This window comes from Escherichia sp. 93.0816 (assembly GCF_013368855.2).
Classification (GTDB): Bacteria; Pseudomonadota; Gammaproteobacteria; order Enterobacterales; family Enterobacteriaceae; genus Escherichia; species Escherichia ruysiae.
The window spans coordinates 406,240-420,758 of record NZ_JABWNC020000002.1 but is presented as its reverse complement, the minus strand read 5'-3'; the positions used below and the strand labels follow the sequence as shown (position 1 = coordinate 420,758).

At 49.0% G+C, this 14,519-nt stretch carries 13 protein-coding genes, 1 tRNA gene and 1 rRNA gene; 3 read left to right on the top strand and 12 right to left on the bottom strand.

Translation table 11 applies throughout. The features are described from left to right. Positions 1-61: 61 nt before the first annotated feature. Positions 62-137, top strand: a tRNA-Thr gene (locus HEM79_RS04745). A gap of 39 nt (positions 138-176) precedes the next feature. Further along, positions 177-292, top strand: a 5S ribosomal RNA gene (gene rrf, locus HEM79_RS04740). A gap of 92 nt (positions 293-384) precedes the next feature. On the opposite strand, the gene HEM79_RS04735 is transcribed toward rrf, so the two are convergent. From HEM79_RS04735 to acrE, 7 genes are all read right to left on the bottom strand, one after another. Beyond that, a complete protein-coding gene (locus HEM79_RS04735) occupies positions 385-1,143 on the bottom strand; it encodes an amino acid ABC transporter ATP-binding protein (protein ID WP_176242836.1) in 759 nt (252 codons plus the stop codon). A 7-nt stretch (positions 1,144-1,150) separates the two neighbouring features. Further along, positions 1,151-2,254, bottom strand: a complete 1,104-nt coding sequence (locus HEM79_RS04730) for an amino acid ABC transporter permease (RefSeq protein ID WP_176242837.1) — start codon at positions 2,252-2,254, stop codon at positions 1,151-1,153. Positions 2,255-2,263: 9 nt separating this feature from the next. Continuing rightward, positions 2,264-3,445 carry an amino acid ABC transporter permease gene (locus HEM79_RS04725; RefSeq protein ID WP_176242838.1) on the bottom strand — a complete coding sequence of 394 codons (1,182 nt, stop codon included), beginning with the start codon at positions 3,443-3,445 and terminating at the stop codon, positions 2,264-2,266. Between the two features lie 67 nt (positions 3,446-3,512). Continuing rightward, positions 3,513-4,538: an amino acid ABC transporter substrate-binding protein gene (locus tag HEM79_RS04720; protein WP_000738561.1), complete on the bottom strand. Its 1,026-nt coding sequence runs from the start codon at positions 4,536-4,538 to the stop codon at positions 3,513-3,515. Between the two features lie 430 nt (positions 4,539-4,968). Next, the gene (locus HEM79_RS04715; RefSeq protein ID WP_000825639.1) at positions 4,969-5,190 is read right to left on the bottom strand and encodes a membrane protein; all 222 of its coding nucleotides are present in this window, start codon (positions 5,188-5,190) and stop codon (positions 4,969-4,971) included. Positions 5,191-5,441: 251 nt separating this feature from the next. Then, a complete protein-coding gene (gene acrF / locus HEM79_RS04710; protein WP_001273311.1) occupies positions 5,442-8,546 on the bottom strand; it encodes a multidrug efflux RND transporter permease subunit AcrF in 3,105 nt (1,034 codons plus the stop codon). 11 nt (positions 8,547-8,557) lie between these two features. Further along, positions 8,558-9,715: a multidrug efflux RND transporter periplasmic adaptor subunit AcrE gene (gene acrE / locus HEM79_RS04705; RefSeq protein ID WP_105282655.1), complete on the bottom strand. Its 1,158-nt coding sequence runs from the start codon at positions 9,713-9,715 to the stop codon at positions 8,558-8,560. A 399-nt stretch (positions 9,716-10,114) separates the two neighbouring features. On the opposite strand from acrE, the gene acrS reads away from it, so the two are divergent. After that, positions 10,115-10,777 (top strand): multidrug efflux transporter transcriptional repressor AcrS, encoded by a 663-nt coding sequence (gene acrS, locus HEM79_RS04700; protein WP_176242839.1) that lies wholly within the window; start codon positions 10,115-10,117, stop codon positions 10,775-10,777. Between the two features lie 2 nt (positions 10,778-10,779). Here acrS and HEM79_RS04695 read toward each other — a convergent pair whose 3' ends face one another. The 5 genes from HEM79_RS04695 to prmA form a co-directional block, all read right to left on the bottom strand. Further along, positions 10,780-10,959 carry a DUF2556 family protein gene (locus HEM79_RS04695; RefSeq protein ID WP_000620010.1) on the bottom strand — a complete coding sequence of 60 codons (180 nt, stop codon included), beginning with the start codon at positions 10,957-10,959 and terminating at the stop codon, positions 10,780-10,782. Positions 10,960-11,042: 83 nt separating this feature from the next. Beyond that, a complete protein-coding gene (gene yhdJ / locus HEM79_RS04690; protein ID WP_176242840.1) occupies positions 11,043-11,927 on the bottom strand; it encodes an adenine-specific DNA-methyltransferase in 885 nt (294 codons plus the stop codon). 85 nt (positions 11,928-12,012) lie between these two features. Further along, entirely contained in the window at positions 12,013-12,309 is a 297-nt protein-coding gene (gene fis / locus HEM79_RS04685; protein ID WP_000462905.1) for a DNA-binding transcriptional regulator Fis, read from the bottom strand. Positions 12,310-12,334: 25 nt separating this feature from the next. Continuing rightward, positions 12,335-13,300: a tRNA dihydrouridine synthase DusB gene (gene dusB / locus HEM79_RS04680; RefSeq protein ID WP_001219652.1), complete on the bottom strand. Its 966-nt coding sequence runs from the start codon at positions 13,298-13,300 to the stop codon at positions 12,335-12,337. 328 nt (positions 13,301-13,628) lie between these two features. Beyond that, positions 13,629-14,510: a 50S ribosomal protein L11 methyltransferase gene (gene prmA, locus HEM79_RS04675; RefSeq protein ID WP_001145841.1), complete on the bottom strand. Its 882-nt coding sequence runs from the start codon at positions 14,508-14,510 to the stop codon at positions 13,629-13,631. Positions 14,511-14,519: the final 9 nt, after the last annotated feature.

Sequence of the window (14,519 nt, the reverse complement as noted above, 5' to 3'; positions counted from 1 at the left end):
GATGGTAGTGTGGGGTCTCCCCATGCGAGAGTAGGGAACTGCCAGGCATCAAATTTAGCGTGCTGATATGGCTCAGTTGGTAGAGCGCACCCTTGGTAAGGGTGAGGTCCCCAGTTCGACTCTGGGTATCAGCACCACTTTTTAGGTTAAAGTTCGGCAGATTAGAAAAGAATTTGTCTGGCGGCAGTAGCGCGGTGGTCCCACCTGACCCCATGCCGAACTCAGAAGTGAAACGCCGTAGCGCCGATGGTAGTGTGGGGTCTCCCCATGCGAGAGTAGGGAACTGCCAGACATCAAATCAAGCGAAAGGCCATCCGAAAGGATGGCCTTTTTGCATTGTGCGAAAAAAAGTTGGATTCACCTTTACAGTCCAGGAAACGCAACTTAATGGATTACCTGCGATAAAAATGCCCTGGTACGCTCTGATTTAGGATGCGCAAAAAACTCATCTGGTGCAGCTTGTTCCACTATCTCTCCGCGATCCATAAAAATCACCCGGTCAGCGACGGTTCGCGCAAATCCCATCTCATGCGTTACGCACAACATCGTCATACCCGATTGCGCCAGCCCAATCATCGTATCCAGCACTTCTTTTACCATCTCCGGATCGAGCGCGGATGTTGGTTCATCAAACAGCATAATCTTGGGCTTCATACAAAGTGAACGTGCTATAGCAACGCGTTGCTGCTGACCACCGGAGATCTGTCCGGGAAACTTCTGTGCATGTTCGGCAATTCTCACCCGCTCAAGGTAATGCATCGCCAGAGCTTCAGCCTCTTTCTTTGGCATCTTGCGTACCCAAATCGGTGCCAGGGTACAGTTCTGTAAAACGGTCAGATGTGGGAAAAGATTAAAATGCTGAAAGACCATTCCCACTTCCTGTCTGACACGCTCAATATTGCGGATATCTTCGTTAAGTTCGATCCCATCCACCACGATCCGTCCCTGTTGATGTTCTTCCAGATGATTAATACAACGAATGGTTGTCGATTTCCCGGAACCAGATGGGCCACACAGAACGATTCGTTCTCCCGGTTGCACGGTTAAATTTATATTTTTCAGTACATGGAATTGTCCATACCATTTGTTAACGTTTTCCAGCGTAATCATCGCGTTAGTAGGTTGCAGTAAAATTTGGCTCATAGTGTCCTCAATGCGGTGTACGCCCGGTGTTAAAACGTTTTTCCAGATGCTGGCTATAGCGCGACATGCTGAAACAGAAGATCCAGTAGATCAGTGCGGCGAAAACATACCCTTCTGTCGACATACCCAACCAGGCGGGGTCAACGGTTGCCTGCTGAACGCTACTGAAAAGATCGAACAACCCGATAATGATCACCAGGCTGGTATCTTTAAAGAGTGCGATGATGGTATTGACCAGCCCTGGGATCACCAACTTCAGTGCCTGTGGCAGAATAACCAGTCCCTGGGTTTTCCAGTAACCCAACGCCAGCGATTCCGCCGCTTCATATTGCCCCTTTGGCAGCGCCTGTAATCCGCCTCGCACGACTTCCGCCACATATGCTGACTGAAACAAGATCACCCCAACCAACGCACGGATCAGTTTGTCAATACTGGTGCCTTCTGCCATAAACAACGGCAGCATGACCGAAGACATAAACAATACGGTAATCAGCGGTACGCCGCGCCAGAACTCGATAAAAATGACCGATAAGATACGCACAATCGGCATATGGGAGCGGCGGCCTAAAGCCAGTAAAATCCCCCACGGTAGCGCCCCCGCAATCCCAACAGATGCAATAATTAAAGTTAGCGTCAGCCCGCCCCATTGCCGGGTTTCAACCCGCGCCAGACCGAGAAAACCGCCATACATCAGCCACCAGACGATGAGTGGGTAGATAACCGCCCATACCACAATATAGCGCCCGCGATGAGGGAGTATTTTCCAGAACATCGGCGCAATCGAAACCAGGCCAATCAGTAATGCCAGATTAATTCGCCAGCGTTGGTCGTGTGGGTAAAGCCCATACATAAACTGACCAAATCGTTCGTGGATGAAAACCCAACAGGCACCGGCTTTTGTGCAGTCGGCACGCGTTGAGCCAACCCAGTTAGCCTGCAAAAATGCCCAGTTCAGCAACGGCGGAATCAATTCCCCCATCAACCACAAGCAGCCAATAGTCAGCAGGCTATTGCCCCAGCTGGAGAACAGGTTTTTGCGCACCCACACCATAGCGCGGCTTGAGTTATGGCTCGCCGGGCGCGGGGGATGAGACAGCAATACTTTTGTCATCATGACTCCTTAGCGTTCAACGATCGCGATACGGCGGTTATAGATATTCATCAGCAGCGAGATAGTCAGACTGATAATCAGATAGACCGACATGGTCATGGCTATAGTCTCGATAGCTTGCCCCGTCTGGTTCAGTACGGTGCCAGCAAACAGCGAAACCATATCCGGGTAGCCAATAGCGGCGGCAAGAGAGGAGTTTTTGACGATATTGAGATACTGGCTGGTTAACGGCGGAATAATCACTCGCAGCGCCTGGGGAATAATGACCTGGCGTAACGTAACCGGGTTGGGTAACCCCAGCGAGCGGGCAGCTTCATGTTGACCATAAGGCACCGCCTGGATCCCGGCGCGGATAATCTCGGCGATAAATGCAGAGGTATAAACGGAAAGCGCCAACGTTAAGGCTGCCAGTTCGGGTATGAGAACCATACCGCCACGGAAGTTAAACCCTTGTAGCGCCGGAATATTCCAGAGCACTGCAGAACCAAAAAGCCAGTGTGCCAGTAAAGGCAAGCCAATGATCAACCCAACGGCGACAGGCCATGTACGTCGTAGTTGACCGGTCTTTATCTGGTGCGTTTTATTGAAACGGAATAACCCAACAGAAATGGCTATAGCAATAACAACAGCCACTATGAACGCAAGAAATCCATCTCCCAGTTGCGGTGAAGGAATGTAAAGTCCACGATTGCTCAAAAAGATCAGATCTAACGCACTCACCGCCTGGCGTGGTCCGGGCAAATTGCGCAACACGGCAAAGTACCAGAAGAAGATTTGCAGCAATGGCGGAATATTACGGAAGATCTCAATATAAATTGTGGAAAGCTTTCGTAGCAGCCAGTTATCTGAAAGTCTCGCCAGACCGATAAAGAAGCCCAGAACAGAAGCGAACACAATACACAATGCTGAAACCAGTAATGTATTGAGCAGGCCGACAATAAAAACGCGTCCGTAGGTATCGCCCTGCTGGTAATCGATCAAATGCTGGACGATACCGAAGCCAGCTCCGCGATCCAGAAAGGCAAACCCCGATGTAATGCCGCGATTGCTTAGATTCGTTACGGTATTATGGAATAGCCAGCCTACAATGCCGACGACGGCGACAACGGCAAGGATCTGGAAAAGCCAGGCGCGAACCGTAGGATTGGCAAATGAAAGTGAACCTTTAACGGTTGTGCGGCGATGGGACATAGGAACCTCGGAAACCATAACGCTAAAGAGAGCGCCGCTGTAGCGACGCTCATTACCTCACACCGACTTAACGCACGGGCGGTGCGTACTGGATGCCACCGTTATTCCAGAGATTATTTTGACCACGTTTAATTTTCAGTGGGCTTTCGGAGCCGACGTTGCGCTCAAAAATTTCCGAGTAGTTACCCACCTTTTTGATGATGTTGTATGCCCATTGGTTATCCAGCTTCAGATCTTTGCCGTAATCGCCCTCTTTACCCAGTAGATGCGCCATATCAGGCGTTGCCGGATTCGCCGCTTTTTCATCGACGTTCTGGGAATTGATGCCCATCTCTTCAGCATTCAGCATGGCAAAAAGTGTCCAGCGCACAATAGAGAACCATTCGTCATCGCCACGGCGGACTACCGGACCAAGCGGTTCTTTAGAGATAACCTCTGGCAGCACGATCCACTCGGCTGGGTTGCTTAATTTGATTCGCAATGCATACAGTTGTGATTGATCCGAGGCCAGCGTATCGCAGCGACCAGATTCCAGAGCCTTCGCGGATTCGTCAGAGCGATCGAAGGTCACGGGCGTGTACTTCATATTGTTTGCCTTGAAGTAATCGGCAACGTTGAGTTCGGTGTCTGTTCCTGCCTGAATACAGACCGTTGCGCCGTCCAGCTCTTTCGCGCTTTTTAGCCCCGCTTTATCGTGCGTCAGGAAACCAATGCCATCGTAATAAGTGACACCCGTAAATGCCATTCCCATGCCTGCGTCACGAGATGAAGTCCAGGTTGTATTACGAGAGAGTAAATCCACTTCGCCAGATTGCAATGCAGTGAAACGCTCTTTTGCGGTGAGCGGGGTGTATTTCACTTTTGTGTCATCGCCAAATACAGCGGCGGCGACGCCACGACAAACATCAACATCAATACCAGAAAACTTGCCATCTGCATCGGCATAAGAGAATCCAGGCAATCCGTCACTGATCCCGCATTGCACAAAACCTTTTTTCTTTACAGCATCGAGCGTCGCGCCAGCATGTGCCTGATTTGCAACGGCAAGCAGCACGCTGGCGGCAGCCAGTGTGGCTATCATCATCTTTTTCATAATGCTTCCTGTGAGGCGAAAATTATCGTTATAGGACGTTTGGGAAACGCCTTTTACCTGTCTGTGGCCATCCTCTTATAAGCAAAAGTAGTGCCAGCTTTTGCGCACGATTTCGCGTCGCAATAAGCTGAGTGTAGACAGGAAATAATAAAAACAGCGCCCCGCAATGGTGCGAAAATGAAACATGCACCACATTTTGGCGCAAAATATTTACTCGTATTTTGCTAAGCAGAATAATGATTATTGGCGTGAGTATCGGTGGGGAGGATGTGATTGAAAAATAAATTAATGCGTTATTTCGATATTGAGGTAATGCTGCGAGATAAAATGCTTAATTAAAAGGGGATTAGCCAGCGAAATATAGCGGTGTTTAACGTATAGAAAGATTCTGTATCGTTAAACAGAGCGCGGAAGTCCGCGCTCTGTTCAGTTATTTTGACAGAGCAATGATCCCCATCGTAAGGCCGGCGACAGCCGCCGCCCCGCCAGCAATAGCTCCGGCAGTTTCCCAGTTATCCTGTGTTGTACCTTTCATACAGGTATTGGTATGAACCAGGCGTCCCTGATCGTCATAAACTGGAACGCAGGGGGAATCGTGAGCACAGCCCGCCAGCAATGCGGTGAGCAATGCCACAGGAATTAATCTTTTCATGGTGTTACCTCAGTAATAACGCTATCGCTTAATAAGTTAACTCTCTTATTAGCGAGCTGAATGCCATTTTATCACTGGAGGTTATAAATCTTGCGGAATGAATAATGACAAATTATGTGAATTGTAAAAATAGTGAAGGGAGCATGGGCTATAGAAAGTTATTAAAGAGTGAGTGGAAGATTATCTTATTAATTTTTATGGTGTTCAGTGGAATTAATAAAGGCGCCCGAAAGCGCCTTTATGTTTCTGATTTATCCTTTAAAGCAACGGCGGATCACGACAAAGAACACCGGTACGAAGAAAATCGCCAGCAATGTTGCAGAGACCATTCCGCCCATTACACCGATACCCACAGCGTTCTGCGCGCCACTGCCGGCACCGTTACTGATAGCCAGCGGCAATACGCCGAGAATAAAGGCGAGAGAGGTCATCAGGATAGGACGCAGACGCATACGTACTGCCATCAGCGTCGCTTCGACAACACCTTTCCCCTCTTTCTCCATCAGATCTTTAGCGAACTCAACAATCAATATGGCGTTTTTGGCCGACAAGCCAATTGTCGTTAACAAGCCCACCATAAAGTAAACGTCATTTTTTTGATTAAAGATTGTCGCGGCCAGCAGCACGCCAACAATCCCTAACGGCACGACCAACATAACCGAGACAGGTATTGACCAGCTTTCATAGAGCGCAGCAAGGCACAGGAAAACCACTACGAAGGAGATTGCCACCAAAGCAGGAGCCTGGTTACCCGATAAGCGTTCCTGATACGACATACCTGTCCAGTCATAACCAATGCCTGCCGGTAATTTTGACGCAAGGTTTTCCATCAACGCCATGGCATCGCCGGAACTGGTTCCTGGCGCGGCTTCCCCCTGAATTTCCATTGACGGCAGACCGTTGTAGCGTTCCAGTCGCGGAGAACCATACACCCAATGTGAAGTGGTAAAGGAAGAGAATGGCACCATTTCGCCGTTGGCGCTGCGAACATAAAGTTTATCGACATCTTCTGGCAGCATACGGAATTTGGCATCCGCCTGAACATAAACTTTTTTCACGCGACCACGATCGATGAAGTCGTTAACGTAAGTCCCGCCCAACGCCGTAGAAATGGTCTGATTGATGTCAGAAAGCGATACGCCTAATGCCTGCGCCTTTTCCTGGTCAACTTCAAGTTTGAATTGCGCGGTATCTTCCAGGCCATTAGGGCGCACACTGACTAAGCTGCCAGGATGTTGCGCCGCCATACCAAGCAGCTGGTTGCGGGCCTGGGTTAGGGCATCGTGACCCAGCCCTGCCTGATCAATTAACTCAAAGTCGAAACCCGTTGCCGTGCCCAGTTCAACAATAGCAGGCATATTAAACGGAATGACAAAACCGTCGCGGATCTTACCCAGCTCCATTTTTGCGCGATGGATGACCGCTTCCGCGCTGTTTTCGTCGCCACTACGCTCTTCCCACGGTTTCAGGCTGACGAAGGCCATCCCGGCGTTTTGCGCCTGGCCGCTGAAGCTAAACCCGTTAACCGTAAAGACACTTTCAACGTTTGCTTTTTCATTGTGCAGGTAGTAATCCGTCACCTGATCCAACACTTTTTGCGTCCGCTCTTGCGTCGCGCCAGCGGGTAGCTGAATCATGGTCAGAAAGACACCCTGGTCTTCTTCCGGCAAGAAAGAAGAGGGGAGACGTAAAAACAACACCACCATTCCGGCAACTATTAGCGCATAGATCAGTAAATATCGTCCTGTGGAACCGAGGATTTTGCCTACGCTGTTGGTGTAGTGATTAACGCTATGATCGAAGGTGGTATTAAACCAGCCGAAGAAACCACCCTTATTTTCGTGATGCTCAGCAGAGACGGGTTTGAGCAGCGTTGCACATAACGCAGGGGTAAGGATCAATGCCACCAGTACGGAAAGCGCCATTGCTGAAACGATGGTGATAGAGAACTGGCGATAAATTGCCCCTGTGGAACCGCCGAAGAATGCCATCGGAATAAATACCGCTGACAGCACCATCGCGATACCCACCAGTGCGCCCTGAATTTGCGACATCGATTTTTCCGTCGCTTCTTTTGGCGGGAGCTTATCCTCCATCATCACGCGCTCGACGTTCTCCACCACCACTATCGCATCATCGACGAGCAGCCCAATGGCAAGCACCATCCCGAACATCGTTAGTGTGTTGATGGAGTAACCAAAAGCGGCGAGGATGGCAAACGTCCCTAACAACACCACGGGCACCGCAATGGTGGGGATCAGCGTTGCTCGCATATTCTGCAAGAACAGATACATCACCAGGAACACCAGCATAATGGCTTCGAACAGCGTTTTTACCACTTCGTGAATAGAAAGCTGGACGAATGGCGTGGTGTCATAAGGGTAGAGAACTTTCATTCCCTGCGGGAAGAATGGCTGTAATTCCGCTAGTTTTTCCTTAATGGCTTTCGCGGTATCGAGAGCGTTCGCACCGGTTGCCAGCTTAATACCCAGACCCGCCGCCGGTTTACCGTTGATGCGAGCGATAACGTTATAGTTTTCACCGCCTAGTTCAACCCGTGCGACATCTTTCAGGCGCACAACCGAACCGTCGCTGTTCACACGCAGGGTAACTTTGCCGAACTCTTCCGGATTTTTTAATCGCGTCTGAGCAATAATCGAGGCGTTCAACTGTTGCCCTGGTAACGCTGGCGTTCCGCCCAACTGTCCGGCAGCAATCTGATCGTTTTGCACTTTCAACTGGTTAATTACATCAACCGGTGTCAGCTTATATTTGTTCAGCAGATCGGCGTCCAGCCAGATACGCATCGCATACTGTGCGCCAAAGAGTTGCACGTCACCAACGCCATTCAGGCGGCTAAGCGTATCTTTAACGTTAGAGGCCACATAGTCCGAGATATCGTCCTGTGTAGTGCCTGGGTTATCAGAGACGAAACCCGCCACCATTAAATAGCTGCTACTGGACTTTTCAACGCTGATCCCCTGCTGTTGAACTTCCTGCGGCAGCAACGGCGTGGCGAGCTGGAGTTTGTTCTGCACCTGCACTTGCGCGATATCTGGATCGGTTCCGGACTGGAAGGTGAGGGTAATTGTCACGCTACCGGCGGAATCGCTGGTGGAGGACATATACATCAGGTTATCGATACCATTCATATTCTGTTCGATAACCTGCGTCACCGTATCCTGCACGGTCTGCGCATCAGCGCCCGGATAGTTTGCCGAAACAGAAACCGCAGGCGGTGCAATGGTTGGGTACTGGGCGACGGGCAATTGTAAGATCGCCAGTACGCCCGCCATCATCAGAATAATGGCCAGCACCCATGCAAATATCGGTCGTCGAATAAAAAAGTTTGCCATGTCAGATTGCCTTACTTCGATGCAGTATCTGCGGGGGTATCGGTAGTGGCTTTAACCTGTTCTCCCGGACGCGCTTTTTGCAGGCCGCTGACAATGACTTGATCGCCAGATTTCAGCCCTTCGCTAATCAACCATTTATCGCCAATCGCCTGGCTGGCAACGACAGGGCGCGCTTCAACCTGGCTTTTATCGTTCACAATCAGCACGGTTGCGTCACCACGTGGTGTGCGGCTAACGCCTTGTTGCGGGATAAGAATGGCATCAGGTTGTACGCCTTCATCAATCCGTGCGCGCACAAACATACCCGGCAAAAGCGTATGTTGCGGGTTAGGGAAGACCGCGCGTAGGGTTATGGAGCCGGTGCTTTCATCAACGGTCACATCGGAGAATTGCAGCGTGCCTTTCAGGGGATAGGTTTGACCGTTTTCCATGACCAGTTCTACGTTGCTGGTGGCGTTTTCCTTCTGCAAATTCCCTTGCTCTACGGACTGCTTCAGCCTCATGAAATCGTTGCTGGACTGAGTAACGTCGACGTAGATAGGATCAAGTTGCTGGACAGTCGCCAGTTCAGTCGTTTGCCCGTTAGTGACAAGAGCACCTTCGGTCACAGTAGATTTGCCGATACGTCCGCTAATTGGCGCAGTCACTTTGGTATAAGCGAGATTGATGCGGGCGCTTTCGACCGTGGCTTTTGCGGCAATTACGGCGGCATCGGCCTGGCGAGCATCCGCAATGGCCTGGTCGTACTCCTGCTGACTGATGTATTTCGTACCCACGAGCGGAACGTAACGTTTTACCGTCAAATGCGCGATGGAGGCGGCGGCTTCACTTTTCGCCAGTTCGCCTTTCGCGCTGTCATAACTTGCCTGATAGGTCGCTGGATCGATCTGGTACAGGGACTGGCCTGCCTGCACATCGCTGCCTTCAGTGAAATTACGATTCAGTACGATCCCACTAACCTGTGGGCGAACTTCGGCAATACGAAAAGCATTGGTGCGCCCTGGTAATTCAGTTTTTACTTCTAACGGGGCCGTTTTCACAACATGAACGGTAACCTGCGGTTCACCGACGTGAGCTTTCTCTTCTCCCTTATCGTTACAACCCGCGATTAAAGCAGCGGAGATCAGAATAAAGGAGGGCAGGAGGAAAAACCTGGCATGTTTCGTCATTACTATTCCTCAAAAAACCAAAAGCGCGTTATTTACCCAAAAAGGCAACGCGTTAACTCGCAGAAAGAAAAAATACAGTTCGCTATCCTACAAATTATCATTCGTCGATGTAAGGAATAGTTATGAATACTGGCGTCTCAAGGCACATAAACACAAAAAAAGATTAATATTCTGATGTTTTGTTTTGATGCGAATTGAATGAGGTGGAATTAAATTCACGCAAATGGAAATATATATTGATTAAGTGAATGAATTTTAGATAAACAATACATGTGATTTATTTGACGATTTATGGCAACTCAATATTAGCCTCTCGTATAAATACACATCAGGTGATAGATTAACCTTCGCTATTTTCTCACCCTGTGTCTAATATATTTATTTTCTGAATAATTAACTATGGCCAAAAGAACTAAAGCCGAAGCCCTGAAGACCCGGCAAGAACTGATTGAAACCGCCATCGCCCAGTTTGCACTACATGGCGTAAGCAAAACGACGCTCAATGACATCGCCGACGCCGCTAACGTCACGCGTGGCGCTATCTACTGGCACTTCGAAAACAAGACCCAACTGTTTAATGAGATGTGGCTGCAACAGCCATCATTGCGGGAGTTAATCCAGGAGCGGCTGGCGGCAGGTTCAGACCATAACCCGTACCAGCAATTGCGTGAAAAACTAATTGTTGGCTTGCAATATATTGCCGAAATTCCCCGCCAACAGGCATTACTGCAAATCTTATATCACAAATGTGAATTTAATGATGAGATGCTGGCAGAGGCAGTAATACGCGAGAAGATGGGCTTTAATCCGCAGACTCTCCACGAAGTATTGCAATCATGTCAGCAACAAGGTTATGTGGCAAATAACCTCGATTTAGATGTCGTGATGATTATTATTGATGGCGCCTTCAGTGGTATTGTTCAAAACTGGTTAATAAATATGGCGGGTTACGATCTTTATAAACAAGCACCCGCATTAGTCGATAACGTATTAAGAATGTTCATGCCAGATGAAAACATAACGAAATTAATTCATCAAACAAATGAATTAAGTGTCATGTAAATTTACATTCTGTCCTGAAAATTCAGCTCATCACAGTTAACCAGTTTAAGTGGATTAACCGAGTTCATATTGCGGCATTTGTCTGTTTCTGTTGCCAGCAGTTCAATCCACTGCATCAGTAAAGCATCAAACAGAAAAACGGAGATAGCGAAAACGACGAGCCACCAATACTTGCGAATCATTACCTGAACCTGTGCATGTTTAACCTGATCTGGCAGGAAATATACACGAAATGAATAATCTGAAAACCTGGCTTACACTTCCTTTACTTTGCAATGAGATCGGGGTCAACTTCGCTTAACCGGCTTCGTTTTGACAGGTTGCAGGTCTTTCTTTTTTTCACTTTCGCCAGATCTTCCACGGAGTAATGTGACACGACATCCAGCCGTCGAAGTCCCATCTTGATGTATTCGCTGTTAATCTCAATACCAATGAATTTTCGCCCGCTGGCGACGGCTACGGCACCGGTAGTAAAGCTACCGGCAAACGGGTCAAGAACGACATCTCCAGGGTTGGAAGAGGCGAGAATAATGCGCTTCAGTAATGCTTCCGGTTTTTGCGTCGGATGGTTTTCATATTCATCCATCAAATAACGCACGCGCGGAAAATCCCAGACATTACCCGGTACTTTTTGATGATTGTAAGGCTGTGGAGGATTTTTACGATAATCGATCAACGCGCGCTGCGATCCGGTTTTAGCTTCTACCAGAATAGCATCACCGTTGAACGTGTAGTTCTTTGCATCTTTTACCATCATCAGGATGGGTTCGTACATGGAGCCATAGTGTTTCTTCGCCTGCACCCCAGAACTGTCATATGACCAGACGATGCGACTTTTGATGGTAAAGAACTTGCGGCACTGGATATCGATAAAGGGCATGTTTTCCGTGCTGTTCATTATGTACATGCTGCCCTGCTTTTTCAGAACGCGGTGGCACTCTGCAATCACTTCAAACAACCAGTCGATAAACAGCTCTTCTTTCCAGGCTTCGATCAGACCATCAAAATTTTTACCGATGTTATAAGGTGGGTCGGCAAAGATCAGATCGACGCTTTCGGTGGGTAGTTTTTTAAGCTCGGTAAGTGCATCACCATGAATAATAGTCTTAGCTTCATTACCAAACCGGGTCGGTTCACATCCTGTTCTCATGGTCACTCCCTTTGTGACACCTATAAAAAAGGCGCTTCCCCATGCCGAGTAGCGCCTTTTTAATCAAGCATTTAGCTAACCTGAATTAGTTCATGCCGTACTTTTTCAATTTTTTACGCAGCGTACCACGGTTGATGCCCATCATCAGCGCAGCACGGGTCTGGTTACCACGGGTGTATTGCATCACCATGTCCAACAGGGGCTGTTCTACTTCAGCCAGTACCAGCTCATAGAGGTCATTCACATCCTGACCATTCAGTTGAGCAAAATAGTTCTTCAGTGCCTGTTTAACCGAGTCACGCAGGGGTTTTTGGGTTACCTGATCCTGAGAGTTAACGGTAGAAACGGTCAGTACGTCAGAATTTACGCGTTGTTCGAACATAGTTCTGTCAGCTCTTTATTTCTGTTTACGCAAAATTTTCGAAGTATGCCTCCAACGCCTCCAGCTGTTCGCTGGCATCCTCAATGGCGTTGAATGTGCGCCGAAACTGGTCATTTGGAGCGTGTTCCTGGAGATACCAGGAAACGTGTTTACGTGCAATTCGGTATCCTTTTGCCGGACCATAAAAGTCATGCAGTTCCCGAACGTGCGCGCAAAGCAAGCGCTTAACCTCTGCCAAAGGCAGCGGGGGCAGCAACTCCCCAGTGTCCAGATAATGCTGGATTTCCCGAAAGATCCAGGGTCTTCCCTGAGCTGCACGGCCTATCATCAGAGCATCCGCCCCTGTATAGTCGAGCACAGCTCTGGCTTTAAGCGGGTCAGTAATGTCGCCATTCGCGATAACCGGAATGGAAACTTTCTGCTTAACTGCCCGAATACTGTCGTACTCAGCTTCTCCATTGAACAAACAGGCGCGTGTACGGCCATGAATGGTCAGAGCCTGAATGCCACAGTCTTCAGCCAGTTGGGCAATCTCTTCACAGTTACGGTGTTCCGGCGCCCAGCCGGTGCGAATCTTCAGGGTAACAGGAACGTCCACTGCATTGACGACCTCGGTAAGGATCGATTTAACGACATCCGGGTACTGCAAGAGGGCTGAACCTGCGAGCTTGCGATTCACTTTTTTAGCCGGGCAACCCATATTGATATCAATAATCTGGGCACCGCTTTCCACGTTAATACGTGCTGCATCTGCCATTTCTTTCGGATCGCTACCAGCAATTTGCACGGTGCGAATACCGGGTTCATCAATGTGCACCATCCGTAAACGAGATTTGTCGCTTTCCCAAACCTGAGGGTTAGAAGACATCATCTCGGATACTGTCAATCCGGCTCCCATCTCGTAGCACAACGTCCGAAAAGGTCTGTCTGTAATGCCAGCCATGGGCGCTGCGATCAGGCGATTTCTGAGCTGATATTGTCCGATGCGCATGAGTTAAGAAATGACCATACTGTGACTGCAAGGCGGCGTATATTACGCATTTTTTGCACGAGATGAAAGGCCAAACTTTGACCAATCCTCTGAGATGGATCAAAGAATTGCATTTAAAATGAGCGTGGCGCGATAATTACTCATAAAAATCATCATATTAGAAAATAGTGACTAAAATTTACACTCAAAGAAATTTGAGTAAGTTCTCAATTTTTCTTTATGAATGAAAATTTTGGCACGCAAATTTGCGTAAATAATCGGCAAATTTACGTGCCTTTTGTGACCTCGCTCGCACTTCGCCCTGCGTCACCCTACGGCGATGCGAAGGTTAATTCTTACGACCGGTAATGCGGCACCACTCTTCTTTTTCCACAACCGGGTCGAGCGTGAAGTTATCAGCATAAGCTTCACAAACGCTCTCTGCCTGGCTTGCCAGAATACCGGAAAGGCCCAGCAAACCGCCTGAAACCGGCAGGACGCTGATTAACGGTGCCAGTTCACGTAATGGGCCTGCCAGGATATTAGCGACCACCACGTCGGCTTTCATTTCTTCTGGCTGATCTTTCGGGAGATAGAGTTCCAGACGCTCGGAAACGCCATTGCGTTCAGCGTTGTCACGGCTTGCCTGAATAGCCTGCGGGTCGATATCAATACCAATAGCTTTTGCTGCACCAAGTTTCAGCGCCGCGATAGCCAGAATGCCGGAGCCACAACCAAAGTCGATGACCGTTTTACCGGTTAAATCGAGGCTGTCGAGCCATTGCAGGCACAGAGAGGTGGTTGGATGAGTCCCTGTACCAAACGCCAGGCCTGGGTCTAACATTACGTTGACGGCGTTTTCGTCCGGCACATCACGCCAGCTTGGGCAGATCCACAGACGTTCACCAAAGCGCATTGGGTGGAAATTATCCATCCATTCGCGCTCCCAGTCTTTATCTTCCAGTTGTTCGATTTTATGCGCGAAGCCCGCGCCGAGCAGCGGATGGTTTTCCAGAATCGCCACAACTTCATTCATGTCAGTTTCAGCGTCGAACAGACCTATCACATCGGTATCGCCCCACAGGCGAGTTTCGCCAGGCAGCGGCTCAAACACCGGTGTATCGTGGGTGTCCTGAAAAGTGATAGAAACGGCACCCGCTTCCATCAGCGCATCGCTAAGATCTTCTGCGTTCGCGCCGGTGGTGTTCAGTTTCAGTTGGATCCAAGGCATGGCAAAACT

Excerpts from the sequence above, each read along its gene's own strand:
- HEM79_RS04725 (WP_176242838.1), bottom strand. The coding sequence starts at position 3,445 with ATGTCCCATCGCCGCACAACCGTTAAAGGTTCACTTTCATTTGCCAAT.
- acrS (WP_176242839.1), top strand. The coding sequence starts at position 10,115 with ATGGCCAAAAGAACTAAAGCCGAAGCCCTGAAGACCCGGCAAGAACTG.
- fis (WP_000462905.1), bottom strand. The coding sequence starts at position 12,309 with ATGTTCGAACAACGCGTAAATTCTGACGTACTGACCGTTTCTACCGTT.
- acrE (WP_105282655.1), bottom strand. The coding sequence starts at position 9,715 with ATGACGAAACATGCCAGGTTTTTCCTCCTGCCCTCCTTTATTCTGATC.
- acrF (WP_001273311.1), bottom strand. The coding sequence starts at position 8,546 with ATGGCAAACTTTTTTATTCGACGACCGATATTTGCATGGGTGCTGGCC.
- HEM79_RS04695 (WP_000620010.1), bottom strand. The coding sequence starts at position 10,959 with ATGATTCGCAAGTATTGGTGGCTCGTCGTTTTCGCTATCTCCGTTTTT.
- HEM79_RS04735 (WP_176242836.1), bottom strand. The coding sequence starts at position 1,143 with ATGAGCCAAATTTTACTGCAACCTACTAACGCGATGATTACGCTGGAA.
- prmA (WP_001145841.1), bottom strand. The coding sequence starts at position 14,510 with ATGCCTTGGATCCAACTGAAACTGAACACCACCGGCGCGAACGCAGAA.
- dusB (WP_001219652.1), bottom strand. The coding sequence starts at position 13,300 with ATGCGCATCGGACAATATCAGCTCAGAAATCGCCTGATCGCAGCGCCC.
- yhdJ (WP_176242840.1), bottom strand. The coding sequence starts at position 11,927 with ATGAGAACAGGATGTGAACCGACCCGGTTTGGTAATGAAGCTAAGACT.
- HEM79_RS04720 (WP_000738561.1), bottom strand. The coding sequence starts at position 4,538 with ATGAAAAAGATGATGATAGCCACACTGGCTGCCGCCAGCGTGCTGCTT.
- HEM79_RS04730 (WP_176242837.1), bottom strand. The coding sequence starts at position 2,254 with ATGACAAAAGTATTGCTGTCTCATCCCCCGCGCCCGGCGAGCCATAAC.
- HEM79_RS04715 (WP_000825639.1), bottom strand. The coding sequence starts at position 5,190 with ATGAAAAGATTAATTCCTGTGGCATTGCTCACCGCATTGCTGGCGGGC.